The organism is Azospirillum argentinense, assembly GCF_000632475.1.
Lineage (GTDB): Bacteria > Pseudomonadota > Alphaproteobacteria > Azospirillales > Azospirillaceae > Azospirillum > Azospirillum baldaniorum.
Genome location: NZ_CP007793.1, coordinates 1,621,516 through 1,646,875 on the forward strand (window position 1 = coordinate 1,621,516; position 25,360 = coordinate 1,646,875).

The window sequence follows — 25,360 nt, forward strand, 5'->3', positions numbered from 1 at the left end:
TCCTTGGACGACCCTCACCCGCCCGCTGTCGCGGGCACCCTCTCCCGGGACGGGAGAGGGAACAAATCACTTGATGCGCTTCAGCGAGTCCTCGACGTAGGCGTTGGTGTAGGTCTTGGACAGGTCGATGTCCGTCGCGGCCACGGCCTTGTCGAAGGCCTTCAGCACCTTGTAGGCGGCCTCCGCCCCCTCCTGGGAAAACCGGCCGTCGGGCGAATAGGTCGGCTTCGAATGCTCGAATGCCTGGGCGTAGAGCGTCTGGTTGCCGAGGAAGTATTCCGGCGGCAGGACCTTCAGGACGTCCTCGGTCTTGGCCTGATCCAGCCACTTCAGCGTCCGCACGAAGACGTCGACCAGCGCCTGGGTGGTCTTCGGGTTCTCCTTGATGAAGGCCGGCGTGGTGTAGAGCACCGCCGCCGGGTACGGCCCGCCGTAAGTGTCCAGCGTGCCCTTCTCCGTCCGAGTGTCGGCGATGGTGGTGACGTCGCCGTCGGCCTCCAACTGGCTGATCACCGGGTCGAGGTTGGCGATGGCGTCGATCTCGCCGCGCTTCACCGCAGCCACCGCGCTGGGGCCGCCGCCGACGCCGATGAAGGACACGTCCTCCGGCGTCATGCCGTGCTGGGTCAGCAGGTAGTTGACCATGAAGTTGGTCGAGGAGCCGGGGGCGGTCACGCCGATCTTCTTGCCCTTCAGCTCCTTGATCGACTTGATCGTGCCGGCCTTATTGACCGCGGCCAGAACGATGCCCGGATAGCGGCCCAGCAGGGCGACGGCGGTGATCGGCTGGCCCTTGGCCTGCATCTGCACCGTGTGGTCGAAGGCACCCGTCACGATGTCCGCCGAACCCCCGACCAGCGCCTGGAGGCTCTTGGCGCCGCCGCCGAAGTCGTTGATCTCGACGTTCAGCCCGGCCTCCTTGAAGTAGCCGAGCCGCTCCGCCACCGTCAGCGGCAGGTAATAGAGCAGCGGCTTGCCGCCGACCGCCAGCTTCAGGTCCTTCTTCTCCACCTGCTGGGCGTTCGCCCCGCCGATGCCGAAGGCCAGGACCACCGCCGCGGCGGCGATCACGCTTTTCATACGCATGGCTTCCCTCCCAGTTTTCTTGCTATGGCGCAGTCATCCCTGCGCGTTGGTCGTCTGCGCCTCCTGCGGGCGCCAGTGCAGAAGGCGTTTCTCGATGACGGTCACCACGGCGTCGATCACCACGACAAAGATCGTCAGCACCAGCATGCCGGAGAAGACGCCGACCGTGTCGAACACCCCCTCCGCCTGATGGATGCGGTAGCCGAGACCAGCGGCGGAGCCGAGATACTCGCCCACCACCGCGCCGACCATGGCGAAGCCGACCGCGGTGTGCAGGCTGGAGAAGACCCAGGACAGGGCGGACGGCAGATAGACGTGCCGGAACAGGTGCCGGTTGCTCGCCCCCAGCATCTTCGCGTTGGCCAGCACGACCGGGCTGACCTCCTTCACGCCCTGGTAGACGTTGAAGAAGACGATGAAGAAGACCAGCGTCACCCCCAGCGCCACCTTCGACCAGATGCCGAGGCCCAGCCACAGCGCGAAGATCGGCGCCAGCACCACGCGGGGCAGCGCGTTGACCGCCTTGATGTAGGGGTCGAAGACGATGGAGACCAAGGGCGCGCGGGCGAACCAGAAACCGAAGGCGATGCCCGCCACCGTCCCGATGACGAAGGCCAGCGCGGTTTCCAGAAGGGTGATGCCGAGATGGTACCAGATCACCCCGGACGCGAAGTCGCTCCAGGTGCGCTCCAGCACCGCCAGCGGCGTGCCGAAGAAGAAGGGGCTCAGGATCTTCGTCGCGGTCAGGACGTGCCAGATCAGGAAGAAACCGATCAGCACGGCGACCTGCAGCAGCAGGATCACCGGACGGCTCGGCAGGCGTTTCACACGGGCCACGGCCATGGGGTCCTCACGTCGGCTTGGACGTCATTTCAGTTTGGTTTGGGCGTAGCCCTTCAGCACTTCCTCGCGCAGCTGCCCCCAGATTTCCCGGTGCAGGTCGAGGAAGCGCGGCGTCATGCGGATCTCCGCCACGTCGCGCGGACGCTCCAGGTCCACCCGGTACTCGCCGATCAGCCGGGCGCCGGGGCCGGCGGACAGCACCAGCACCCGGTCGGACATGGAGATGGCCTCCTCCAGGTCGTGGGTGATGAAGATGACCGACTTGCGGTCGGCCGACCACAGGTCCAGCAGTTCGTTCTCCATCAGCTGCCGCGTCTGGATGTCGAGCGCCGAGAAGGGCTCGTCCATCAGCACGATCTTGGGGTCGACGATCAGCGTCTGGGCCAGCGCCACTCGCTTGCGCATGCCGCCGGAGAGCTGGTGGGGGTAGCGGTCGCCGAAGCGGTCCAGCCCGACGCGGGCCAGCCAGGGGCGCGCCCGCTCCTCCGCCTCGCGCCGCGGCACACCGCGGAACTCCAGCCCGGCGGCCACATTCTCCAGCGCCGACTTCCAGGGCATCAGCGCGTCGGCCTGGAACATGTAGCCGGCGTGCGAATTGATGCCGTCGACCGGTTCCCCGAAGGTCAGGGCGCGCCCCGCACTGGGGGCGAGCAGGCCCGCCGCAACGTTCAGGATCGTCGATTTGCCGCTGCCGGTCGGCCCGACGATGGACACGAACTCCCCCGCCGCGACCGACAGGGTCACGCCCTGGACCGCCGTGTAGGTCTGCCCGCGTCCGTCGGGCGATGGAAAGGTGCAGGTCACGCCGTCCAGGCGGAGCGCGGCCTTGTCCGCCCCCTCCGTCCGCAGGGCGGCCGCCACGGCGGCGCTGTCTGACATCAATGCGTTCCGTCCCTGATGGTCGTTTTCACGGCATCTTGGCCGAATGAGGCGGCCTCGGCAATGGGCACAGCCAACAATTGTTGTCGCGGACGGTGAGACTCAGTCCAGCCGCGCGAAGAAGGCCATGATCGCCGCCCCCACCCCTTGCGGCCATTGATGCGGGTAGAAGCGCCCGTTGCGTGTCCGGTCGTCGGCCAGCGGACACCACAGAACCGGGTTCTCCTCACCTTCGGCGCCATAGCGCCGGCAGTTGAAACGATGCGGCTCGTCGGGCTCGCTGCCCGTCGGCAGACCGTCCTGGGCCAGCAGTGCCCGGCGCAGGCGCAGGGCTTCGGAGACCGGCACCTGCTCGTCGCGCGGGTTGTGCAGGACCATGGCGGCGACCGGTCCGCCGCAGTTCTTGGGCCGCGCGGAGCCGCCGCCGAGGCTGGCCAGCCCGCGGATCACCCCGCCCCGCGCGCAGGCGAGGCTGTTGGCGAAGGACCCGCCCAGCGAATGGCCGACGACGAACACCCGGCCCATGTCGATGCAATAGCTCGCCGCCATGCTCTCCAGAACGGCGTCGAACAGACGGAAATCGCGCAGCCGGTCCGGCGGGTCGCCGGGATCGGACCAGACGTTCAAGCCGCGGGCGTCCTTCAGGCTGGCAGGATAGACGATGATCGCCGGCTCCCCCGCCTGCCCTTCCAGGCCGAAGTAGCGCCGCACCTCGGCGTTGCTGTTGGTCCGCCCGTGGAAGGCGACGACGAGGCTGTGCGGACGGTCGGGGCGGTAGCCGTCCGGCACGGCCACGATCATGCCACGCGCCGTGCCGTCCAGTGCCACATGGTCGGGCACCGTTGCCGGGGCCGGCACTCCGCAGCCGCGCGATAATTGCTGCGGCGCCACATTATTAACCAATTCCGCCGATAAGCCCTGAAAGGCCCACAGAATCAGCATGGTCGCAGCGCAAAATGCGCAAAATTGTTTCGCCATTCACAGCTCAGACGATCGCCTTCCTCCATAAACAGCCTGCTGCGAAGGACGTTGCACTTTCGGACAGGCTTCGCGTTAACCATCACGCAAGCATTTCCCGGCACCCTCCTTCCCAGAGCAAGGAGGTTTCGATGCCGGTTCGCGCGACTGCACGCATGATGGTTCTGGGGCTGCTGCTGGCCGTCGGCTCGTCTGGGGCTGCGACCGCCGACAGCCTGTCGGTGAACCGTCCGAACCCGGTGCCGCCCCCTGTCGCCTCCGACTTTCCCGACGCCACGCTGGTCCGCGTCGATCAGGTGGACTCAACCACGCTGCGGCTGGACGGCATCATCACCCCGGCCGTGGAGCAGCGCTTCTCCGACGCGCTGCGCAGCGTTCCAGCCGGCCAGCCGGTGGTGGTCGAACTGTCGAGCCCCGGCGGCTTCACCACCGCGGGCTACCGCATGATCGACCTGATGCTGGCGGAAAGGCAGGCGGGGCGTGCCGTCGCCACCCGCGTGGCCGGCGGGCAGTCCTGCGAGAGCATGTGCGTCGGCCTCTATCTGGCCGGCTACCCGCGCTACGCCGCGCCGACGGCCGAGTTCATGGTTCACGCCCCGCGTCTGGCCGAGAACGGCCGCATGACGCTGCGCTCCACCGACCAGATGGTGAAGCGTCTGGTCGCGCTGGGCGCCGCCCCCGCCTGGATCGAGCGGGTGCGGGCCGCCGGCGGTTTCTCCGGCAGCCTCGACTACCGCGACAACGCCGACCATCTGGCGGCGGTGGGCGCCAACATCGTCACCCACCTGATCCGCTGAGCGTCCTTACGCTTCGCTTTCCTTGAGGCGCCGGGCGATCTCCGGCATGACCGCCGCGTCGACGTTGGCGAAGGCGAAGCGCAGGTAATCGTCCTGGCCGGGACCGAACATGGAACCGGGCAGGCACAGGATGTTGTGATCGCGCGCCAGCCCCTCGGCCACGTCATGGGCGCGCTTGCCGGCGAAGGGATGCCGGACATAGGCGAAATAGGCCCCGATGCTGGCGATGCGGTAGCCGGTGCCGCTGGCCTCCATCGCCGACTGGAAGGCATGGACGCGGGCCAGGATGTCGCCCCGCTTCTCCGCCACCCAGCCGTCCAGGTTCTCCAGCCCGAACAGCGCCGCCTTCTGCCCGACATGCGGGGCGCAGATGGCGAGGCAATCCATCACCTTGCGCGCCTGGGACAGCAGGCCGGCGTCGGCGATCACCGCGCCGACCCGGTAACCGGCGAGGCTGTAAACCTTGGAGAAGCTGTAGAGCTGGACCAGGGTCCGCTGCCAGCCCGGCCGTTGGAACAGCCCATGCGGCGCCCGTCCCTCCCAATCCGGGAAGTCGCGGTAGGTCTCGTCGAGCAGCAGCTTCACGCCGCGCCGCTCGCACAGTTCATACAGTGCCGCGATGGCGTCGGGCGAAGCGATGGCGCCGGTCGGGTTGTTGGGAGAGATCAGCACGAGCGCGCGGGTGCCGGCGTCGATCAGCCGCTCGGCCTCCGCCGGGTCGGGGATCAGCCCGTTCTCCTCGCGCAACGCCAGCGACCGGGCCTCAATGCCCAGCATGTCCAGCGTCATCTTGTGATTGAAGTACCAGGGGGCGGGCAGGATCACGTTGTCGCCGGCCCGCGCCAGCCCCATCACCGCCACCGCGAAGGCCTGGTTGCAGCCCGCGGTGATCAGCACCTCGTTCGCCACCACCTCGCCGCCATAGAGCGATCCGGTGCGCCGGGCCAGCGCGGTGGTCAGCGGCGGGATGCCGTCGATGGCGGTGTAGCGCGCCGTGTCCGGCGCCCGCACCTGCTCGGCCAGATGGGCGGTCAGCGCGTCGGCGGGCGGGTAGCCGGGCACCGCCTGACAGAGGTCGATCAGCGGCTTGTCCGCCGGAAAGCTGCGGCCTTCCACCCAGCGCCACGCCTCGGCGATGGGCGGGGCCTCGGTGGCGGCGACGAGCGGGTTGACGTCTCTGCGGTCCATTCCCTGATGTCCAGTCTGCGGGGTCCGATTTTTATGGGGCGCCATGGTGGACCGCCCCGCCGGGCCCGCGCAAGGGACCAGAACAGGGGAACGCGCATGGCAGGCCCAGCAGGGCCAAGCAGGGGTCAGGCGCCGCCCAGCACCGCGTCCGGCTTGCGGCCCACCAAGGACTCATAGACCTCGGGGTCGGTCGCCCCTTCCGATCCGAAGACCAGCACGCGGGCGTCCGGGGCGAGGCCCAGGCTGGCGCGGGTCGCCGGGTCCGCCGCGGCGCAGAGCAGGCCCGCCAGACCAGCCACACCGGACTCCCCGCCCACGATGGGCCGTCCGCCATGCCGCCCCTCGGCCAGCAGGCGCATGGTCGCCACCGCCGCATCGTCGGGGATGGTCAGGAAATCGTCGGCCCCGCGCTCCAGGATCGCCCAGGCCAGCAGGGACACCTCCCCGCAGGCGAGCCCGGCCATCAGCGTCTCCAGATCGCCCTTGGACGGTGTCGGGCGGCCGTTGACGGCGCTCTGGTACAGGCAGTCGGCGGCGTGCGGCTCCACCACCACGAAGCGCGGGCGCTGGCGGCCCCAGCTTTCCCACAGATGGCCGCAGACGGCGGCGGGCAAGGCCCCCACCCCGCCCTGCACGAAGACGTGGGTCGGGCGCTCGCTGGCCGGAAGCTGGCCGATCGCCTCCTCCACCATCACGGTATAGCCCTGCATGACGTCGCGGGGGATGTCCATGTAGCCGGTGTAGGAGGTGTCGGAGACGACGTGCCGGCCATGCTCCCGCGCGTCCGCCGCCGCCTGCCGCACCGCGTCGTCGTAGTTGCCGGCCACACGGACGACGCGGGCGTCGAAGGATTCGATCGCCTGCTGCCGCCCCTGCGAGCAGTTGCCGGGAATGTAGATGACGCAGCCGCAGCCGAACACCTGCGCCCCCCAGGCGACGGAGCGACCATGATTGCCGTCGGTCGCCGTGGTCACCGTGATGCCGCGGGTCACCTTGGCGTAGCGCCCAACCACCATATCCAGCGCGGTCACCGGCACGCCGGGCACGCGGGCCTGAACCTCGCGCACCAGCAGGCGCAGCACGGCGTAGGCGCCGCCCAGCGCCTTGAAGCTATGCAGGTTGAAGCGGCTGCTCTCGTCCTTGTACCAGATTCGGTCGATGCCGGCGGCACGGGCCAGCCCGCTCAGCGAGCGCAGCGGGGTCGGGGCGTAGCCCGGCCAGGCGCCGATCTCCGTCATCGCGTCCTGGAAGGCGGCGCGGCTCAGGATCGCCCGTTCGGCGGGCCCGTAGGGCTGGTCCGTGTCGGCGCGCGGATTCGAGAAGAGACGCGGGGTGCCAAGCGGCGGCAGGTCGGACATCGTGTTCGCTCTCCAGCGCCGCAAGGACGGCCGCAGCCACGAAAGCATTGCCGGCCACGCCGCGTCAAGCCACGCGCGTTGTCCCCGGACAAAGCGCCGCGAGCTGTGCTAACAGCGCCTCCCCCCGCGGTCCGGCCAGCGCGCCGAAGGCGGCGGGGTCCCCGTTCCTGAAGGAGATGGTTCCGTCGTGACGACCGGTTTCAACACCACCGCCGCCGACCAATTGAAGCAGTTCGCCGACCGCATGGAGCGGTTGATGGACGAGATCGACGGCCTGAAGGCCGACCTGAAGGACCTGCGCAGCGAGGTCAAATCCGCCGGCTTCAACATCAAGGCGCTCGACAAGCTGGTCGCCATCCGCCGCAAGGACGCCGGCGAGCAGGAGGCCGAGTTGCTGAACGACCTGATGCTCTACGCCCACGCCACCGGCGCACCGCTGGACATCGTGGTCCCCGAGTCGGCCGAGTGACGATTTAAATAAAGGATCGTTGCGAAGCCGCATCATGATTGTTCCGGGGGCGCAACATGACGTTTCGCTCCCGGAACATGTCATTGCGAAAACGTATCAAAGCGCCGAAAGCTTAGCGCTTCCACTCGCGGCTGGATTTCACGAAGTCGGTCAGGGTGACGCCGATCTTGTCGTCCACGATGACCACCTCGCCGCGGGCGACGAGGACGCCCTCCACATACACGTCGGTCGGGTCCTTCAAGTGCCGGTCCAGTTCCACGACGGCGCCGCGGCCAAGCTTCAGAAGGTCGCGGACGCGCAGCATGGCGGTGCCGATGACCACCTTGATCTCGACCGGCGCGTCGCCGATGGCGAAGGCATCGCTGCTCATGTCGTCGGACGAGCCGGCGCCCAGCAGATCATCGATGTTGGCCATGCCGCACTCCTTCGCCTGGATCACAAGACCCTTCAACCGACAAGAGTTACCCCACCAGGGGCGCCGGAGCAACGGCGACCGTCGCAACAGCCTGCGACAAGGATGGGAAACAACAGCGTAGATTTGGTTTTCCTACGCCAGCTTGTGTTGATACCCTGCCCGTCCGACGTGAAACCAGCCGTAAAGGCAGAGCCATGACGACCGATTCTCAACGCCCGCTGGTGGACAGCGCCTGGCTGAAGGGCGCCCTCGACCGCCCCGACCTCGTGGTTCTGGACGTGCGCACGCCGCCGGCGGGCGGCTTCATCCCCGGTTCGATCCATTCCGACTACGCCAAGGCCGGCTGGCGAGCGACGGTGGACGGCGTTCCGGGCCTGCTGCCCGACACCGCCGTTCTGGAAAGGCTGATCGGCGGATTGGGGATTCGGAACGGCGACCACGTCGTTCTGGTTGCCAGCGGCCTGAGCGCCGCCGACATGGGGAACGCGACACGCGTCTATTGGACGTTCAAGACGCTGGGCCATGACCGCGTGTCGGTGCTGGACGGCGGCTTCGCCGCCTGGAGCGACGCCGGCCATCCCGTCGTCACGGCCGCCGCCACCCGCCCCGCCGCCACCTTCACCGCGGCCCCCCGCGAGGACTTGCGTGCCCCCCTGCCCGTGGTCGCGACGGCGGTGGCCGGCGGCTCCGTCCCGCTGCTGGACGCCCGCTCCGCCGAGCAGTTCGAGGGCAAGGCCAAGAGCCCGCAGGCCCGCGTTCCGGGCACGCTGCCGGGGGCGGTGCTGATCGAGAACGGCGCCTTCTACTCCGCCACCGAGAAGCGCTTCCTCCCCGCCGACGCGGTAAAGGCGCTGGCGGATCAGGCCGGGACGGGCAAGTCGACGATCACCTTCTGCAACACCGGCCACCTCGCCTCGGTGTCCTGGTTCGCGCTGAGCGAGGTGGCGGGGATCGACGGGGTCCGCCTCTATGACGGGTCGATGTCGGAATGGACCGCCGACCCGTCTCGTCCCGTCAAGAACGGGCCGGCGGCGTAGTCCTCAAACGCTCTTGCGGCGCCGGCGGAACCGCCCGAGGTCCGACCGGCGCAGCAGGCCCAGCGCGACCGCCAGCACCGCGTAGACCAGCAGGCCGGCAAGGCCCAGCAACACCAGCCCGCCCAGACGCTCGAACAGGCCATGGGCGGTCAGCCAGGACGAGAGCTGGGTCTGCACCAGCCACAGCGTGCCGCCCATGGCGAGCGCCGCGATGGCCATGCGCGGCAGGTTGCGCAGCAACCGGGCATCGGCCTTGAACAGCCCGCGCCGGGTCAGCAGCCACGCCAGCAGCCCTGCGTTGACCCAGGCGGCGACGGAGGTCGCCACCGCCAGGCCGACCTGGGCCAGCGGCCCCATCAGCGCCAGCTTCAACGCCACGTTGACCGCCGTCGCGGCCAGCGCCACCCGCACCGGGGTCGCCGTGTCGTGCCGGGCGTAGAAGCCGTTGACCAGGCTGCGGATCACCACGAAGGCCGGCAGACCCAGCGCGTAGGCCTGCAGGGTCGCGGCGGACTGCGCGGCGTCGGTCGGGCCGAAGGCGCCGTGCTGGAACAGCACCGACACGATGGGCAGGCCGGCGACCAGGAAGGCGGCGGCGGCCGGCAGGGTCAGCACCAGCGACAGCTCCACCGCCCGGTTCTGGCTCTCCACCGCGCCGGGCTCGTCCCCGCCCTTGATGCGCCGGGCCATTTCCGGAAGCAGAACGGTGCCCACCGCGATCCCGATGACGCCCAGCGGCAACTGGTTCAGCCGGTCCGCGTAATACAGGTAGGACACCGCCCCGGTGGGCAGCAGCGAGGCGATCAGCGTGTCGACGAACAGGTTGATCTGCGTCAGGCCGGACCCCAGCGCCGCCGGCCCCAGCACCGTCAGGAACCGCTTCACGTCGGGCGTCAGGCGCGGCAGGGCCAGACGCAGCCCCATCCCGGCCCGGCTGGCCTCCCAGTACAGGTACAGGAACTGCGCCAGCCCGGCGGCGAAAACGCCCCAGGACAGGGCGTGGCCCACCGTGGGCATCAGCGGCGCGGCCAGCACCATCGCCGCAATCAGGCACAGGTTGAGCAGGATCGGCGCCGCCGCCGCCGCCCCGAACCGCCCCATGCTGTTGAGAACGCCGGCCAGCAGCGATTCCAGCGAGATGAACAGCAGGTACGGAAAGGTGATGCTGGTGAACAGCACGGCCAGCCGGAACTTCTCCGGCTCGTCGGAGAAGCCCGGCGCGAAGACCGTCATGAACTGCGGCATGATCGCCAGGATGCCGGCCAGGAACAGAAGCTGCACCACCAGCAGCAAGCTCATCACCTCCTCGGCGAAGCGCTTGGCGGCGGCCTGCCCGTCCTGCACCAGCTTGGCGGAGAACAGCGGCACGAAGGCGGAGTTGAAGGCCCCCTCGGCGAACAGGGCGCGGAAATGGTTGGGCAGCCGGAACGCCACGAAGAAGGCGTCGGCCACCGGCCCGGCGCCGAGCAGCGCTGCGGTCAGAACGTCGCGCAGAAAGCCAAGGACGCGGCTGACCAGCGTCAGCCCGCCGACGGACAGGATGTTGCGGAGCACGGTGGTATGGGTCCTCTGATGGGCGGCGCCATCCTAGCGTTTTCCCCGCCCGCGTCACCCCTTTCGGCATGCCGGCCCGTGTGGAATTTGAAGGCGGCGGGCGGAAACGGTCTGCTAGGATCGCCGCCCACCCATTGTCCCATCCCCCACCTTCAGACAAGCGGAACGTCCATGCCCCAGGGTCTTCCCCTCACCTATCTGGAAGCCGGCGAAGCGAACGGCGGCACCCCCCTGCTGGTCCTGCACGGCCTGTTCGGGTCGGCGCGCAACTGGCAGACCCTGGCGAAGCGCTTCGCTGAGCGGCACCGGGTCTATGCCCTGGATCTGCGCAACCACGGCGGCGCCCCCTGGTCGGACGAGATGACCTACCCGGCGATGGCCGCGGACGTTCTGCGCTTCCTCGACGACCGCGGTTTCGCGCGGGCGTCGGTGGTCGGCCATTCCATGGGCGGCAAGGTGGCGATGACTCTGGCGCTCAACCATCCCGACCGGGTGGAGCGTCTCGCCGTGGCCGACATCGCGCCGGTCGCCTACACCCACACCCACGCCCCCTTCGTGGCGGCCATGAAACAGGCCAAGCTGGAAGGCTGCACCCGCCGCTCGGAGGTCGAGGCGCAGCTTGTGGACGCGGTGCCGGAAGCCCCCTTGCGTTCCTTCCTGCTGCAGAATCTCGTTCTGGAGCAGGGGTCGTTTCACTGGCGGATCAACCTCGACGCCATCGGCGCCCGCATGACCGACCTGATCGGCTTCCCGGATCTGGGCGACGCCCGGTACGACGGCCCCACCCTGTTCATCGGCGGAACCCGGTCCGACTACATCGTGCCGGAAAACCACGCCGCCATCCGCCGCCACTTCCCCAAGGCCGCCATCGAGATGATCGAGGGCGCCGGCCACTGGCTGCACGCCGAACGCCCGCAGGAGTTCGCGGCTTTGGTTGAAACCTTCGCCTGAATCGGCCTGACGGCAAAAAGAAACGGGGGCCGCGAAGGCCCCCGTTCTCACATGCTGGCGATGCGCGGTCCTGTCAGAGCGCGCCCTGGCGGCAATTCTCTTAGAGCGCGCCCTGACGGGCGCCGGTCTTGGCGGCCGGGCCGGCGGACTGGTTGAAGGCGTCGCGCAGGTAGGGCGACAGCGCCTGCCGCATCGTGCGCAGCCACTCGTGGATGATGATCAGCGAGCGGGAGGCGACCGGCGGGGTCATGCCCAGCTTCACCAGATCCTCGCGGGTCATCTGCGCCACCTCGTCGATGCGGTGGCCGGTCAGGCGCGCCCAGGCCGGGGCCGTGCAGGGCGCCATGGAGATGACCTCCACGCCCTCGCGCTCCACCATCTCCGCCTTGCGGCGGGCGTACTGGCTGTCGTCGAGCTGCGAGAACGGGCCGGAGAAGCCGTTCTCGACCAGGACGCGCTTGGCCTTCGGGGCGATGGTGGCGATGCGCTCCAGCGTGTTCATGCCGGTGGACAGCGAGGCCAGATCGACGGTGACCGGCACCATGAAGGTCAACCGCTCGCCCTCGCCGACGTAGTAGTCGAAGCCCGACACCTCGGCCCAGTTGAAGAACCACTGGGAGATGTTGCCGCCGAAGTCGTAGAGGCGGCCGCCGCGCTGCAGCTCCGGACCGATCTGGTCCCAGAATTCGTAGAAGCCGTCGCCCGAGCCCATCATGTTCATGAAGTCCTGGGTGATGCGGCGGTGCTCCACCACTTCCGGACCGAACAGGCGGTTCAGGCGCTCGTTCACCTCATATTCGACGACCTTGAGCTGAAGGCCTTCGAGCATGGCGGTGGCCATCAGGTGATGAGACAGCAGCGTCTTGCCGACGCCACCGCGGTCGTTGAGAACGAAGATGGTGCCCAGCATGCGATCGCCTTTCCAGAGTCTGTTCGTTGTCAAATCTTGAGGTGTTGAAGCGTGAGCGGCCGGGGCCTTGAGGGTCGACGCCTTGGGAGTCGGGGCCGGGGAAATCGGAGCCTGAATTGGAGCAGCCTCCGGAACCGGGGCCGGAGTCGATTCCTCCGGGGGATCGGCAGGCACCACGGCGGCCGGTTCCGAAACGGGGACCAGCTCCGGCTCAGAAGCGGGTTCCGGCACGGCGGCTTCCGGCGGATCGTCGGTCGCGCCATCTGCCATGTCCGGCTCGGGCATCTCCGGCTCGGGCATCTCCGGTTCGGGCGCCGCATCCTCGGCGTCGTCCGGCTGTCCCGCGGCGAGGGCGGCGCGGTGCACCGCATCCAGCGTTTCGCGAGGAGTCGTGCCGCCGTCCTCCTCCCCGTCGGCGCCGCCGTCACGTTCCTCGTTCCCCACGAGGAAGAAGGCGGAGCGCAGGGTGACGGGCGAGATCGGCTGGTTGTCGCGGGCGGTGACGCCCAGCTTCGCCAGTACGTCGGAGATTTCCGCCCAAGACAGGCCGCGCTCGCGCATCAGGCCGATGTCGGCGTAGCTTTCGCGGACGGCCTGCATGGCCGAGCGGTTTCCTGTCGGACGATCGGCAAGAAGCCGTTCCAGTTCCGCGCGATCAATCGACACCGTGAGTACCCGGCATGCGTGGTTCTGGGGAGGGGTGGGTAGGATTTGTGATACCGCAGGATTCCGTTCCCCCCGGTGCGGAAAAAATAGTACAAGCGATTGGGGTGCGCAAACGGTTTCCAACCATGTTCAACCGCATTAAACCTGTGACACGGCAACCTTCCTTGGTCTCCATCAGGATTGCAGGATAGGGCCCGGCGTTTGGCGAAGATGCCCTATGATTTCCGATCGCAGGATCAGCGGACCGCCGACTCCGGCCGGACGCCGGGGACCCCCATCGGCTTCCACGAGCTGCGCCAAGCCTGCGAGATTTCAGCCCTTCGGGAGGATCTGGAGCGCGTCCTCCAGGACACCGGCGCCTTGCGCGACAGCATCGAGGACGCGGTGGAGCAGGTGCGCCAGCGCTTCGCCGCGCTGACGGCGGAGGAGTTGGCGAACTCCGAGACGATGGCGCCGCTGCTCCAGTTCGCCGTGTCCACCCTGCTGACCATCCGCGACGATGCCCGGCGCATCAACACCCAGACCGGCCCGGTGGACGATGACGACCGCCCCACGCGGGCCGTCGCCGAACCGCGCGCCCAGCCGTCCGCCCAGCCATCCGCCGCAGCTCCGGCGGTGCCGCCCCCCGCACCGCAGACGGCACCGCAGACCTACGCTCCGCCGCCGTCCAGCGAGCCGGCCCCTTCCTTCGCCGAGCCGCCGCGCGACGATCCGCCCGCGCCCTCAACGCCTCCGTCACCGGCGCCCGTTCTGTCGCCCTTCGTCCCGCGCGCACCCGCCCCGGCGCCGCAGCGCCCTGCGGCACCGGACTCCGCCCCCGATGCGGCTCCGGCTCCCTCCTGGCTTTCGCCCCTGTCCGGACGCAAAGGCGGTACGGGGACCAACGGCGCCGCTCCCCGCAGCGGGAATGTGGACTGGCTGAGCCGCCCCAAGCGCTGACCTGCGCACCCCTGATTCTATCGAGCCACATTGTTGCGGGAAGGTCGCACCTCGTCCGAACGCACCCACGTCACACCGATTTTCCTTGAACTCCGAAATGGGTGTGGCTACCACTTTATTTGGTAAATGAATCTTTACCAATAACACCTGCGGCGACGCATGGGGGTGGTCATGGCACGGGATGATGTGGACACGCTGGCACGACCGGCGTCCGGGGCACGACCGTCGTCCCGCCTGGAATGGCGGCACCGCTGCGGTCCGGCCGTCCAGGCCGGCCCGAACGACTCCACCCGGCGCGACACCCCGGCGGCGATCCGTCCGCTGCGGTTGCTGATCGTGGAGGACGAGTCCCTGGCCGCCGAGGCGGTGGGGATGGCCGCCATGGATCTCGGCCACATCGTCTGCGGCACCGCCCGCACCGAGGAGGAGGCGGTGGCCATCGCCGGGCGCGAGCGTCCCGACGTGGCGCTGATGGACGTGCGGCTGGCCGGCGGCGACGGGATCGAGGCGGCGCGGCGCCTGCGCGCCAACTACGGCATCCGCTCCATTTTCCTGTCCGGCTACGCCAACCACGCGATCATGGCCCGCATCACCGAGACCTACCCGCTGGGCGTGGTCAACAAGCCCTATTCGCTCGCCCAGCTGAAACTGGCGCTGGACCTCGCGGCGCGGCGCCTGCACGGCCCGCGCGGCTGACACCATCCCGCTTCGCCAAACAAGGAAGGGCGGCCTCCCCCGTGGGAAGCCGCCCTTTCCTTTTCCGGACCATCGCGGAGCGTGACGCCCCTTACGCTTGGCTCATTACTCCTGAATGAACGCCTTCACGTAGGAGTGCGACAGCGGCTGCACCAGATAGTCGAGCGGGGTGCGGGCGGACAGCAGGATGCGCGCCTCCACCGGCATGCCCGGCTTGATCGTCAGGTTGTGGACCTGATGGGAGTCGCTGTCCTTCAGCTTGATCCGCGCAATGTAGGATTCCTGACGGGTGATCGGGTCCATCACGCGGTCGGCCGAGACGTAGGTCACCGTGCCGTCCAGCGAGCCGACGACGCGGCTGTCATAGGCGGTCAGCTGCACCTTCACCGGCAGATCGACGGTCAGCGACTTGATGTCCTTCGGCTGGACCTTCACCTCGGCCAGCAGGGCGCGGTCGTCCGGGATGATGTCCAGGATCGGCTCGTTCGCGGTGATCGTGCCGCCGGCCGCCCAATGGCTGTGCATCACGACGGTCCCGGCGTCCGGGGCCTTTATGGCACGGGTTTCCAGTCGGTTGGCGGCGTCGCGGATCTGCTCGGCGAGGCGGATGACGTCGCCGCGGGACTTCTCCAGGTCGACCAGCACCTTCTCGCGGAAGTCGTTGCGGCGGCGCAGAAGCTCGCCCTCGGCGTCCACGGCGGCCTGGTTGGCCTGGGCGATGCGGGCCTCCAGCTCGCGGTCGCGGCCCTTGAGCTGCGCCTCCTCCTTCTGCTGCTCGACCAGCTTGGTGCGGGTGGCGTTGCCGCGGGACAGCAGACCCTGGGTGATGCGCAGATCGTCCTCGATGAGCTGGATCTCGCGGGCCAGGAACTTGCGCTGCTCCTGAAGGCTCTTGCCCTCCTCGCGCAGCGTGGCGACGCGCTCCTTGGTCAGCTTGGCCTCGGTGTCGAGCTGGTTGCGGCGGACCTGGAACAGGGTCTCCTGGTTGCCCATCAGCTTTTCCACCGTGCGGTCGCTGCCTCGGCGGCGCAGCAGCTCCTCCGGCCACTCGATGGCGGGCTGCTCGAACAGCTCGGCGGTCAGGCGCGCTTCCAGCGCCTGGGTTTCCAGCCAGGAGGTGCTGAGCACCTGGAGCCGGGTCGCCGCCTCAGTGCTGTCGAGCCGCATCAGGACCTGACCGGCCTTCACCGTGTCGCCTTCCTTGACGAGAATCTCCTCGATCTGGGCAGTCTCGGTGTGCTTCACGATCTTGCGGCCGGTCTCCGGGGCCAGAGCGCCGGAGGCCATGACGGCGCTGTGAAGCGGGGCGAGCGCGGCCCAGGCGGTCATCCCGCCGAAGCCCACCGCCAGCACCATGAAGCCGCCGGCCAGAAGCCCGCTGACCCGGGTGTCGGGAACCAGCGCGCGCAGCGCGCCGATCGACGTCATGGTCTTCGTCTTGTAGGTGTTCATGGTGGTGTCGGTCATAACAATCGGTCCTTGATCGCCGGAAGTGCTGGGTACTGGTCTGGAGGTTCCGGCGTCAGCCGGCGGCGCTCTGCACCGGCGCCGGGCCGATGTTGCGCAGGCGGCTCCAGTTCGGACCCTGCTGCTCCTGCTGGCGTTGCGGCAGTTCCACCGCCATGCCGTTCTTCAGAACGAAGGTCTTGTCGGAGATATCGACGAAGGCCGGGGAATGGGTCAGCACGATGGTGGTGACGCCGCGGTTCCTGGCCTCGACGATGAACTCGCGCACCGCCTTGTGGCCGATCTCGTCCATGCCGGCCGACGGCTCGTCGAGAACCATCAGCGAGGGGCGGCCGTAGCCGGCGCGGGCCAGGGCGATCAGGCGGGCCGAGGCGCCGGTGATCGGGAACAGCGGGTCGGTCACCTCGGTCTCATAGCCGCCGGGCAGGCTCTCGACCCAGGCGTGGATGCCGGCGCGCTTGGCGGCGTCCTCGACCTTCTCCCGCGTCGTCTCGGTGAAGCGGGCGATGTTCTCGGCGATGGTGCCGGGCAGCAGATCGGCGCCCTGCGACATGTAACCGATGCCCTGCTCCGGGGTTTCCGGGTTCAGCGAGGCGACGGCCAGACCGCCCAGCCGCACGGTGCCCGCCGACGGCATCGCCACACCGGCCAGCAGACGGGCCAGGACGGACTTGCCGGAGCGGTTGGGACCGGCGATGCACACCGTCTGGCCCGGCTCCACCGCCAGCGTGACGCTGCGCAGGATCGGCTTCTGGTCGCGGGGGGAGACGAACAGCAGGTTCTCGACGGTCAGGCGCTCGCGCTCCACCGGGATCATCGGGCGCTCCGGCTCGAGCGACAGGCGCTTCAGCAGCGGGAACAGGCGGCGGAAGGCTTGGTAGGACTTCTGGATCTGGCCCCAGGCGCCGGCGCTCTGCTCCACCGGGGCGAGGGCGCGGCCGACCAGCATGGAGGTGGCGATCATGCCGCCGAAGGACAGGTGCTGCTCGATCACCAGCAGGGCGCCGACACCGGTCACCGCGATCTGGATGACCATGCGGACCCACTTGGTGAAGGCGCCGATGGCGGCGGCGCGCTCGGTCGAGCGGCCCTGCAGGGCGGAGGTGGTCATGGCGTCGCGGGCCACGGCGTCCAGCGCGCTCGGCCCCATGCGCAGGCCGCGCACCGTCTCCGACCGCGACAGCAGGGAGTCGAACAGGCGCTGCGAGCGGCTGGCCGGGGCCTTGCTGTCCTCGGCGAAGTGGCGCACCGCCCAGTTGCTCAGATACCCCAGCGCCGTCATGATGACCATCGCGGCGACCAGGATCACGGCGAGCAGCGGGTGGATCAGGTAGATGCCGATGACGTACAGGGGCACCCAGGGCAGGTCCATCAGGGCCGGCAGCGACGGGCGGCTCATCGCGCCCTTGACCTCCATGAGGTCGCTGACCGGGGCGGTGTCCGGACGGCCGCGGCCCGAGGCGTCCAGCACGTCGGCGGTCAGCCGGCGGCGCCAGGCGACCTCCAGCGCGTTGCCCGCGCGGGCCAGGATGCGCGCCCGCACCGTTTCCATGGCGGCGCTCAGCGTCAGGGCCAGGACGACGATGACGGTCAGCATGACCAGCGTATCGATGTTGCCGGACGGAATAGCCCGGCTAAAGACCTGAAGGGAATAAAGCGGCATCGCCAACATCAGGAGATTGATGGTGGCGCTGAAGACAAATGCACCAACGAGTACCCGGGTGAAGTAACGTCCCCCGTGAGCCATATCTTTATTGGTCTTTTCAGACCCGCGAGAAAACAGGCGAGGCATTTACAGCCCTCCAATTGTCACCGTTTGCGGCAGTGCCCACTGGATGCAGGCGAGGTCAGTTGGCGCGTTTTTGGTAAATGAAATCTGAAGATTGAGGGACATCACAGGAATGCCACTGAAAACCACCCCCTTTGCGCAGACGCTGACGGCGCCTCATGTGAAGGACCTCCCTGTTCGCCCCGTCTCAAGGAACGCCGCATGACCGACACGCTGACCTTCGCCCCCGGCCATCTCACCCTGCCCGACCTGCGCCGCATCCTGCGCGACCCACCCACCCTGGCCCTGGCGCCCGGCTGCCGCGCCGCCATCGACGCCTCGGCCCGCACGGTGGCGGAGGCGGCGGGCGGGGAACGCGCGGTCTATGGCGTGAACACCGGCTTCGGCCTGCTGGCGAAGAAGCGCATCCCCCCGGATCAGGTGCGCGAGCTGCAGCGGCGACTGGTCCTCTCGCACAGCGCCGGCACCGGGCCGGACCTGCCGCCGGGCGTGGTGCGGCTGATCCTGGCGCTGAAGGTCAACGCGCTGGCGCGCGGCCATTCCGGCGTACGCATGGTGGTGATCGAGGCGCTGCTGGCGCTCTACAACCGCGGCGTCCTGCCGGTGGTGCCGGCCAAGGGGTCGGTGGGGGCGTCCGGCGATCTGGCGCCGCTGGCCCACCTGACCGGCGTGCTGATCGGCGAGGGCGAGGCCGACGTGGACGGCGAGCGGCTGCCCGCCGCCGAGGCGCTGGCCCGCGCCGGGCTGGCGCCGCTGGCGCTGGAGGCCAAGGAAGGCTTGGCCCTGCTAAACGGCACGCAGGTGTCCACCGCCCTGGGTCTGGCCGGGCTGGTCGCGGCGGAGGACGGCTTCGCGGCCGCCCTGGTCGCCGGGGCGCTCAGCGTCGACGCCGCGCTGGGCAGCGACGGCCCGTTCGACGCGCGCATCCACGACCTGCGCGGCCAGCCCGGCCAGCGCGACGTCGCCGCCGTCTACCGCTCCCTCCTCCAGGGCAGCGGCATCCGCGACTCCCACCGTGAAGGGCACGAGACGGTTCAGGACCCCTACAGCCTGCGCTGCCAGCCGCAGGTGATGGGCGCGGTGCTCGACCATCTGCGCTTCGCCGCCGGCGTGCTGGAACGCGAGGCCAACGCGGTCTCCGACAACCCGCTGGTCTTCCCGGACAGCGGCGACATCCTGTCGGGCGGCAACTTCCACGCCGAGCCGGTGGCGATGGCCGCCGACGTGCTGGCCCTGTCCATCGCCGAGACCGGGGCGCTGTCGGAGCGGCGGATCGCCCTGCTGATGGACACCCACCTGTCGGGTCTGCCGCCCTTCCTGGTGGCCGACGGCGGGCTGAACAGCGGCTTCATGATCGCCCAGGTCACCGCGGCGGCGCTGGCCAGCGAGAACAAGCAGATGGCCCACCCGGCCAGCGTGGACAGCCTGCCCACCTCCGCCAACCAGGAGGACCATGTCAGCATGGCGACCCACGCCGCCCGCCGCTTGTCGGACATGGCCGACAATCTGGCGGGAATCGTCGCGGTGGAACTGCTGGCCGCGGCCCAGGGGATCGACTTGCGGGCGCCGCTGGCCTCCTCCCCCGCGCTGGAGCGCGCGCGGGGGCTGCTGCGCGCCCGCGTGGCGGTGTGGACGGAGGATCGCGCGATGGCCCCGGACATCGCGGCGGCGAAGCGGTTGGTCACGGAGGGGGCCTTCCGCCCCTTTGCGGAGAACCTCCTGCCCTGATCCACGGGGGCCGGCTGAGACAAGACCGCGCAGGCCGCTCCGGCCGGTTTTCGTCAATCCGTTGAAGGGCTAAGGTTCGGATCATTCCACATCAACCGCTTCACTTCGATCCGGAGACCATCATGGAAGGACGCAAAGTCCCCTCGGTCGTGTTCAAGACCCGCGTGCGCGACGAAAGCGTCGGCGGCCCCAACCCGTTCCGCTGGCAGGACGTCAGCAGCGACGAGCTGTTCGCCGGAAAGCGCGTCGTCGTCTTTTCCCTGCCCGGCGCCTTCACCCCGACCTGCTCAAACCAGCAGGTGCCGACCTACGACGCGCTGTACCCTGAGTTCCGCGACCTGGGCGTGGACGAGGTCTATTGCCTCAGCGTCAACGACGCCTTCGTGATGTTCCAGTGGGGCAAGCATCTCGGCGTGAAGAACGTCAAGCTGATCCCCGACGGCTCGGGTCACTTCACCCGCCGCATGGGCATGCTGATCAACAAGGAGCATGTCGGCTTCGGCATGCGCAGCTGGCGCTACGCCATGGTGGTGACCGACGGCGTGATCGAGAAGCTGTTCGAGGAGCCGGGCATCAACGACGCCGGCGAGGGCGGCGATCCCTACGGCGAATCCGCTCCGGAAGCGGTGCTGGCCTACCTGCGTTCGCGCTGAACCAGTATTTCGTTTCTTTAAAGCGAACTTCCGTTCGCTTTAGACTCTTATCGCCTCATTCGCCGGCGGGCTCCGGTCGCATGTGCGACCGGGACCGCAGTCGCGGTCCAAAGCGGATTGCAATCCGCTTTAGCCCTCTCCCCTCTGGGGAGAGGGTGGCCCGGAGGGCCGGTGAGGTGGTTGCGCTTTTGCCGGACGCACGGTCAAGCGCATCCCCCTCACCCTAACCCTCTCCCCGGAGGGGAGAGGGGATTATGACCACCGATCCCTTCAAGCCGGAACGGCGGTTCCTTCCGTCGGCTCCGCCTCGGCCGCCCGTACCTTGCGGCGTTCATGGGCCGCCCAAGCCCGCTCGTGCAGATGATAGGCCACCGTGTTGCACAGCGGCTCCACCAGCGCCAACGCGCCGCCCACCGCGATGCTGCCGGTCATCAGATAGCCGACCGTGAAGGCCACCGTGAAGTGGATGCAGGCAAAGCTGAAGGTCTTGGTCATCGCTGAACTCCCGAACGCCGCCGTTTCTGTTCAGCCTCAGCATGCGCGTCGGACGGCGACAGGTCCAATCGAACGATCCAAACAGATCAATAGACAGTCCCTATTCATCAACGAAAGGGACGGCGGCGGTCGCCCGCTTCCGGCACGCTGCCGCGACGCAACCGGGTGCCCGGCGGAACGACTTCGAAGGCGCGGCTGTGCGCCGGCTCCAGCAACCGCACCTCGGGCCGCTTGAAGAAGGGAATCAGCGCAGCCCCCATGACGAACCCGCCGACATGCGCCCAGAAGGCCACTCCGCCGCTGTCGTCGGAGGTCGGGGTGGTGACCCCGCTGAGGATTTGCCCGAGGAACCAGAAGCCCAGCACCAGCACCGCCGGAACGCTGATGACACGCACGATGATGATGAACCAGAAGAAGACGCCGACATTGGCCCGCGGGTGCAGCACCAGATAGGCGCCGAGCACCCCGCCGATGGCACCGCTCGCCCCCACCATCGGGACTTCGGACGTTGGAGCGGCGAAGCTCTGGGCGAGCGCCGCCGCCGTCCCGCAGAGCAGGTAAAAGACCACGAAGCGGCCCCGCCCCATGCTGTCCTCGACGTTGTTACCGAAGATCCAGAGGTACAGCATGTTGCCGGCGAGATGCAGGAAGCCGCCATGCATGAACATGGAGGTGATGATGGACATCCAGGGCGGAACGACCCGCAACGGCTCCGGCAACTCGGCGTGGCCGAACAGCACCGCCGGAACGAGGCCGAAGGAATAGACCGCGAGGTTTCCGGCCCGCGCCCCCAGCGAGAGCTGCCACAGGAACACCATCACGCACAGCGCGATCAGCGCCATGGTGACGACCGGCGTCCGCCGTGTCGGGTTGTCGTCGTAGATGGACAGGAACAGCATCGGCGGCGCTTTCGGTTGGGGCGGCCCTGTTCAACACGATGATCCCGCCTAACAGTTCCGCCAAGACGTACGGGACACACGTACAGGCGGAAGTCGGCAAAGAAAAACCGGCGCCCCTTGCGGAGCGCCGGTTTCGCTGACTAAAGCCGCGGTGCGGATCAGGTGCCCGCTATCAGGTGCCCTGGGGCTCCGGGTCCATCCCGCCGCTTTCCTTGGTGGTCGGCACCGACGGGCGACGGCCCGAAGTCGGGGTCGGCTGCTTCGGCGGGGCCGGGGAGAAGCCCTCCCGCTCGTCGTTGCGGATCAGCGGTTCGCCGCGCAGCAGGCGGGCGATGTCCTCACCGCTCAGGGTCTCGTACTCCAGGAGGCCCTTGGCGATGGTATGCAGCTGGTCGATGTTCTCCGTCAGGATGCGGCGGGCCTCGCCGTACGCCTCGTCGACGATCCGGCGGATTTCCTCGTCCACCGTGCGGGCCGTGGCGTCGGACATGTTCTTGTGCTGGGTGACGGAGTGGCCGAGGAAGACCTCCTGCGTCGGCTCGCCGTAGAGCAGCGGGCCCAGCTTGTCGCTCATGCCCCACTCGGTGACCATGCGGCGCGACATGTCGGTCGCCATCTTGATGTCGCCCGACGCGCCGGTGGTCACGCGGTCCTTGCCGAAGATCAGCTCTTCCGCGATGCGGCCGCCCATGGCGACGCGCAGGTCGGCGTGCAGCTTGGCCTGGGACAGCGAGATGCGATCGCCTTCCGGCAGGCGCATCACCATGCCGAGCGCGCGACCGCGCGGGATGATGGTGGCCTTGTGCACCGGATCGCTGTCCGGCTGGTGGATGGCGACGATGGCGTGACCGGCCTCGTGATAGGCGGTCAGCTTCTTCTCGTCCTCGGTCATGACCATGGAGCGGCGTTCCGCGCCCATCATGACCTTGTCCTTGGCGGCCTCGAACTCGGCCATGCCGACGACGCGCTTGCCGATGCGGGCGGCGAGCAGAGCGGCCTCGTTGACGAGGTTGGCGAGGTCGGCGCCCGAGAAGCCCGGGGTGCCGCGCGCGATGACCTTGGCGTCGACGTCCGGGGACAGCGGCACCTTGCGCATGTGGACCTTGAGGATCTTCTCGCGGCCCAGCACGTCGGGGTTCGGCACGACGACCTGACGGTCGAAGCGGCCCGGACGCAGCAGCGCGGGGTCGAGCACGTCGGGACGGTTGGTCGCGGCGATGAGGATGACGCCCTCGTTCGCCTCGAAGCCGTCCATCTCGACCAGCAGCTGGTTCAGGGTCTGCTCGCGCTCGTCGTTGCCACCGCCCAGGCCGGCGCCACGATGGCGGCCGACGGCGTCGATTTCGTCGATGAAGATGATGCAGGGGGCGTTCTTCTTGCCCTGCTCGAACATGTCGCGGACGCGGCTGGCACCGACACCCACGAACATCTCGACGAAGTCGGAGCCGGAGATGGTGAAGAAGGGCACGTTGGCCTCACCCGCCACGGCGCGCGCGGTCAGGGTCTTACCGGTGCCCGGCGGGCCGACGAGCAGCACGCCCTTCGGGATCTTGCCGCCCAGACGCTGGAACTTCTGCGGGTCCTTCAGGAACTCGACGATTTCCGCCAGCTCCTGCTTGGCCTCGTCGATGCCGGCGACGTCGTCGAAGGTGACCCGGCCGACCTTCTCCGTCAGCAGGCGCGCGCGGGACTTGCCAAAGCCCATGGCCTTGCCGCCGCCCGACTGCATCTGACGCATGAAGAAGATCCAGACGCCGATCAGCAGCAGCATCGGGAACCAGGACAGCAGGACGGAGAACAGCGACGGCACGTTGCTGTCGTCCGGAACGGCGCTGATGCGCACGTTCTTCTGCGTCAGCCGCTCGACCAGCCCGGCTTCGGGCGGGACGTAGGTGCTGAAGGACCGGCCGTCGGTGAAGTGGCCGGAGACCTGGTTTCCTTTGATGGTGACGTCGGCCACTTGGCCGCGGTCCACTTCGGCGAGAAGCTCGCTGAACGGAACCGTCGTCTGCGGGCTGCGCGTGGAAGAGCTCTGGAACAGGTTGAACAGGGCCACCAGCAGCAGCCCGATGATGATCCAGAGCGCGAGATTCTTGCCGAAATTGTTCACGTCAAAAGCCTTTCTGCGAACCCTGCGCGGAAAGGTAGGCTGATGCGGAGCCACCCCTCCCGGGCTTACGGGCACGTTCCCAGATTAAATAATGCCGACACGGTCCGAAACAACCGGAAAAGCTGGACCGGCCAACACCACCCCGGGCGCGTGCAAAGCGACCGCCGAAAGGGGGAATCCGGGCCGCGAAAATCCCAGATGCGGCACCGCCGCCAGCCCGTTTCCGTCCCACAGCGCCGGCAGCGTCTCGCGGACCGGTTCGGGCAGGCCGATGCGGCCCGAATCCGGGCCTGCGGACCGCACCCTTTGCCACCCTTCCCGCCCCAATGTTGCCACGGTCACCGCCCCGCCCGCCCCCACCGCCAGCCGAACGGCGAATCGGCGATCCCACCAGACCTCTCCGCCGGGGGTAAGGCTCAGCCGTTCGGTGACCCCGACCGGCTCCCGCGCGATCACCAAATGCCCCTTCCGCGGCAGGATGCGGCAGCCGCCCAAGGTGCGCCCCCGGAAGCCTTCCCCCGCGATCTCGGCGAACAGGCGCTCCGCCGCCTCGTCCTTCGGCGGGTAGGCGGCCCCCCCGTCGCGGCGATGCAGCGGGTCAGCGCGCGCAGGCCAAGCTCCTCCGGTGCCGCCAGCAACGGCTTCGGGTCCAGCCGCAGCCAGCCCTCCGGATGGACCTCCACGGCCTCGGCCAGCAGGGCGGCGGTTCCCGCTTCCAGCGCGTTGCGGGCACGGGCGGCCCGGCGGGCGAGGTCGGCCAGACGCGGCGGGTCCAGCCCTTCAGCGGCCAGCGCCTCCCCCGCCGCGCGCAGGCGGGCGCGGGCGAAGCGCGGGTTGCGGTTGGAGGGGTCCTCGATCCACTCCTGACCGAAGGCGCGGCAGGTCGCCACCAGCCGTTCATGGGACAGGTCCAGCAGCGGCCGGATCACCCGCACCGCACCGGCCGCGCGCACCGGCGCCATGCCGGCCAGTCCGTCGATTCCGGAGCCGCGGGCGAAGCGCAGAAGCACCGTCTCCGCCTGGTCGTCGCGGTGGTGGGCGAGCGCCAGATGGAGAATGCCCTCTTCCCGGCAGCGCTCGGCCAGCAGGCGGTGGCGCGCGGCGCGGGCCGCCTCCTGGATGCCGGTCGCCGGCTTCTCGCCGTCCCAGCGCAGAATGGCGTGGGCGACGCCGCGGGCCCGGAGCCAGCCGCCCACACGAGCAGCCTCCGCCGCGGACTCGGCGCGCAGGCCATGATCGACGATCAGCGCGAGGACATCCCCGCCCCGCTCCGCCGCCCACCGTTGGACGAGCAGAACCAGCCCGAGGCTGTCCGCCCCGCCGGACACGCCCACGGCCACGCGCGGCCGCGTCTCGAAGCCGCCCAGCCGGTCCATGCGGGCGGCGAACTCACGCGCGGAGATCGGCCCCGCGGAAATCGGCCCCGCCGGGTCGGACGCGTTCACCGCGCCCG

24 protein-coding genes are annotated in these 25,360 nt (G+C 68.9%); 8 read left to right on the forward strand and 16 right to left on the reverse strand.

Going from position 1 to position 25,360, the window contains the following annotated elements; translation table 11 throughout:
• Window positions 1-66: 66 nt before the first annotated feature.
• The 4 genes from ABAZ39_RS07710 to ABAZ39_RS07725 all read right to left on the reverse strand — a co-directional run bounded on the left by ABAZ39_RS07710 (window position 67) and on the right by ABAZ39_RS07725 (window position 3,666).
• Window positions 67-1,086, reverse strand: a complete 1,020-nt coding sequence (locus ABAZ39_RS07710; RefSeq protein WP_038528212.1) for an ABC transporter substrate-binding protein — start codon at window positions 1,084-1,086, stop codon at window positions 67-69.
• A 33-nt stretch (window positions 1,087-1,119) separates the two neighbouring features.
• A complete protein-coding gene (locus tag ABAZ39_RS07715) occupies window positions 1,120-1,929 on the reverse strand; it encodes an ABC transporter permease (RefSeq protein WP_014240225.1) in 810 nt (269 codons plus the stop codon).
• 24 nt (window positions 1,930-1,953) lie between these two features.
• Window positions 1,954-2,808, reverse strand: a complete 855-nt coding sequence (locus ABAZ39_RS07720) for an ABC transporter ATP-binding protein (protein ID WP_051657870.1) — start codon at window positions 2,806-2,808, stop codon at window positions 1,954-1,956.
• A 102-nt stretch (window positions 2,809-2,910) separates the two neighbouring features.
• On the reverse strand, window positions 2,911-3,666 hold the full coding sequence (locus ABAZ39_RS07725) for a CE1 family esterase (RefSeq protein WP_144243477.1): 756 nt from the start codon (window positions 3,664-3,666) through the stop codon (window positions 2,911-2,913).
• 251 nt (window positions 3,667-3,917) lie between these two features.
• On the opposite strand from ABAZ39_RS07725, the gene ABAZ39_RS07730 reads away from it, so the two are divergent.
• A complete protein-coding gene (locus ABAZ39_RS07730) occupies window positions 3,918-4,583 on the forward strand; it encodes an ATP-dependent Clp protease proteolytic subunit (protein WP_014240222.1) in 666 nt (221 codons plus the stop codon).
• Between the two features lie 6 nt (window positions 4,584-4,589).
• Here the strand turns inward: ABAZ39_RS07730 and ABAZ39_RS07735 are convergent, their stop codons facing one another.
• The gene (locus ABAZ39_RS07735) at window positions 4,590-5,771 is read right to left on the reverse strand and encodes an aminotransferase (RefSeq protein ID WP_038528217.1); all 1,182 of its coding nucleotides are present in this window, start codon (window positions 5,769-5,771) and stop codon (window positions 4,590-4,592) included.
• A gap of 125 nt (window positions 5,772-5,896) precedes the next feature.
• Window positions 5,897-7,129 carry a diaminopropionate ammonia-lyase gene (locus ABAZ39_RS07740; RefSeq protein ID WP_038528219.1) on the reverse strand — a complete coding sequence of 411 codons (1,233 nt, stop codon included), beginning with the start codon at window positions 7,127-7,129 and terminating at the stop codon, window positions 5,897-5,899.
• Between the two features lie 187 nt (window positions 7,130-7,316).
• On the opposite strand from ABAZ39_RS07740, the gene ABAZ39_RS07745 reads away from it, so the two are divergent.
• On the forward strand, window positions 7,317-7,598 hold the full coding sequence (locus ABAZ39_RS07745) for a DUF2312 domain-containing protein (protein WP_063922628.1): 282 nt from the start codon (window positions 7,317-7,319) through the stop codon (window positions 7,596-7,598).
• Between the two features lie 112 nt (window positions 7,599-7,710).
• Here ABAZ39_RS07745 and fliN read toward each other — a convergent pair whose 3' ends face one another.
• A complete protein-coding gene (gene fliN, locus ABAZ39_RS07750; protein ID WP_014240218.1) occupies window positions 7,711-8,013 on the reverse strand; it encodes a flagellar motor switch protein FliN in 303 nt (100 codons plus the stop codon).
• Between the two features lie 194 nt (window positions 8,014-8,207).
• Between fliN and ABAZ39_RS07755 the strand changes: the two genes are divergently transcribed.
• Window positions 8,208-9,050, forward strand: coding sequence for a sulfurtransferase (locus ABAZ39_RS07755; protein ID WP_038528222.1), 843 nt, complete (start codon window positions 8,208-8,210; stop codon window positions 9,048-9,050).
• A 3-nt stretch (window positions 9,051-9,053) separates the two neighbouring features.
• Here ABAZ39_RS07755 and murJ read toward each other — a convergent pair whose 3' ends face one another.
• Window positions 9,054-10,604 (reverse strand): murein biosynthesis integral membrane protein MurJ, encoded by a 1,551-nt coding sequence (murJ, locus tag ABAZ39_RS07760; RefSeq protein WP_038528226.1) that lies wholly within the window; start codon window positions 10,602-10,604, stop codon window positions 9,054-9,056.
• Window positions 10,605-10,775: 171 nt separating this feature from the next.
• On the opposite strand from murJ, the gene ABAZ39_RS07765 reads away from it, so the two are divergent.
• A complete protein-coding gene (locus tag ABAZ39_RS07765) occupies window positions 10,776-11,555 on the forward strand; it encodes an alpha/beta fold hydrolase (protein WP_038528229.1) in 780 nt (259 codons plus the stop codon).
• A 100-nt stretch (window positions 11,556-11,655) separates the two neighbouring features.
• Here the strand turns inward: ABAZ39_RS07765 and ABAZ39_RS07770 are convergent, their stop codons facing one another.
• On the reverse strand, window positions 11,656-13,065 hold the full coding sequence (locus tag ABAZ39_RS07770) for a hypothetical protein (protein ID WP_247881552.1): 1,410 nt from the start codon (window positions 13,063-13,065) through the stop codon (window positions 11,656-11,658).
• 276 nt (window positions 13,066-13,341) lie between these two features.
• On the opposite strand from ABAZ39_RS07770, the gene ABAZ39_RS07775 reads away from it, so the two are divergent.
• Complete coding sequence (locus tag ABAZ39_RS07775; RefSeq protein WP_038530971.1) at window positions 13,342-14,070, forward strand: hypothetical protein; 729 nt, start codon at window positions 13,342-13,344, stop codon at window positions 14,068-14,070.
• A gap of 171 nt (window positions 14,071-14,241) precedes the next feature.
• Window positions 14,242-14,766, forward strand: a complete 525-nt coding sequence (locus ABAZ39_RS07780; RefSeq protein WP_081863038.1) for a response regulator — start codon at window positions 14,242-14,244, stop codon at window positions 14,764-14,766.
• A gap of 105 nt (window positions 14,767-14,871) precedes the next feature.
• Here ABAZ39_RS07780 and ABAZ39_RS07785 read toward each other — a convergent pair whose 3' ends face one another.
• Entirely contained in the window at window positions 14,872-16,233 is a 1,362-nt protein-coding gene (locus ABAZ39_RS07785) for an HlyD family type I secretion periplasmic adaptor subunit (RefSeq protein WP_038528234.1), read from the reverse strand.
• Window positions 16,234-16,288: 55 nt separating this feature from the next.
• The gene (locus tag ABAZ39_RS07790) at window positions 16,289-18,025 is read right to left on the reverse strand and encodes a type I secretion system permease/ATPase (RefSeq protein WP_307832859.1); all 1,737 of its coding nucleotides are present in this window, start codon (window positions 18,023-18,025) and stop codon (window positions 16,289-16,291) included.
• 198 nt (window positions 18,026-18,223) lie between these two features.
• Here ABAZ39_RS07790 and hutH point away from each other — a divergent pair, with 198 nt between their 5' ends.
• Both hutH and ABAZ39_RS07800 read left to right on the forward strand, forming a co-directional pair.
• Window positions 18,224-19,750, forward strand: a complete 1,527-nt coding sequence (gene hutH, locus ABAZ39_RS07795) for a histidine ammonia-lyase (protein ID WP_038528238.1) — start codon at window positions 18,224-18,226, stop codon at window positions 19,748-19,750.
• Window positions 19,751-19,872: 122 nt separating this feature from the next.
• Entirely contained in the window at window positions 19,873-20,403 is a 531-nt protein-coding gene (locus ABAZ39_RS07800) for a peroxiredoxin (RefSeq protein WP_038528240.1), read from the forward strand.
• 270 nt (window positions 20,404-20,673) lie between these two features.
• Here the strand turns inward: ABAZ39_RS07800 and ABAZ39_RS07805 are convergent, their stop codons facing one another.
• The 5 genes from ABAZ39_RS07805 to tilS form a co-directional block, all read right to left on the reverse strand.
• Entirely contained in the window at window positions 20,674-20,898 is a 225-nt protein-coding gene (locus ABAZ39_RS07805; protein WP_014240206.1) for a DUF2061 domain-containing protein, read from the reverse strand.
• A gap of 107 nt (window positions 20,899-21,005) precedes the next feature.
• A complete protein-coding gene (locus ABAZ39_RS07810; RefSeq protein ID WP_144243478.1) occupies window positions 21,006-21,797 on the reverse strand; it encodes a rhomboid family intramembrane serine protease in 792 nt (263 codons plus the stop codon).
• 172 nt (window positions 21,798-21,969) lie between these two features.
• The gene (gene ftsH, locus ABAZ39_RS07815; RefSeq protein WP_014240204.1) at window positions 21,970-23,907 is read right to left on the reverse strand and encodes an ATP-dependent zinc metalloprotease FtsH; all 1,938 of its coding nucleotides are present in this window, start codon (window positions 23,905-23,907) and stop codon (window positions 21,970-21,972) included.
• 84 nt (window positions 23,908-23,991) lie between these two features.
• Window positions 23,992-24,366 carry a hypothetical protein gene (locus tag ABAZ39_RS36765; protein ID WP_247881554.1) on the reverse strand — a complete coding sequence of 125 codons (375 nt, stop codon included), beginning with the start codon at window positions 24,364-24,366 and terminating at the stop codon, window positions 23,992-23,994.
• Window positions 24,360-25,352 carry a tRNA lysidine(34) synthetase TilS gene (gene tilS / locus ABAZ39_RS37470; RefSeq protein ID WP_063922629.1) on the reverse strand — a complete coding sequence of 331 codons (993 nt, stop codon included), beginning with the start codon at window positions 25,350-25,352 and terminating at the stop codon, window positions 24,360-24,362. Before tilS ends, ABAZ39_RS36765 begins: the two co-directional genes overlap by 7 nt.
• Window positions 25,353-25,360 lie beyond the last annotated feature (8 nt).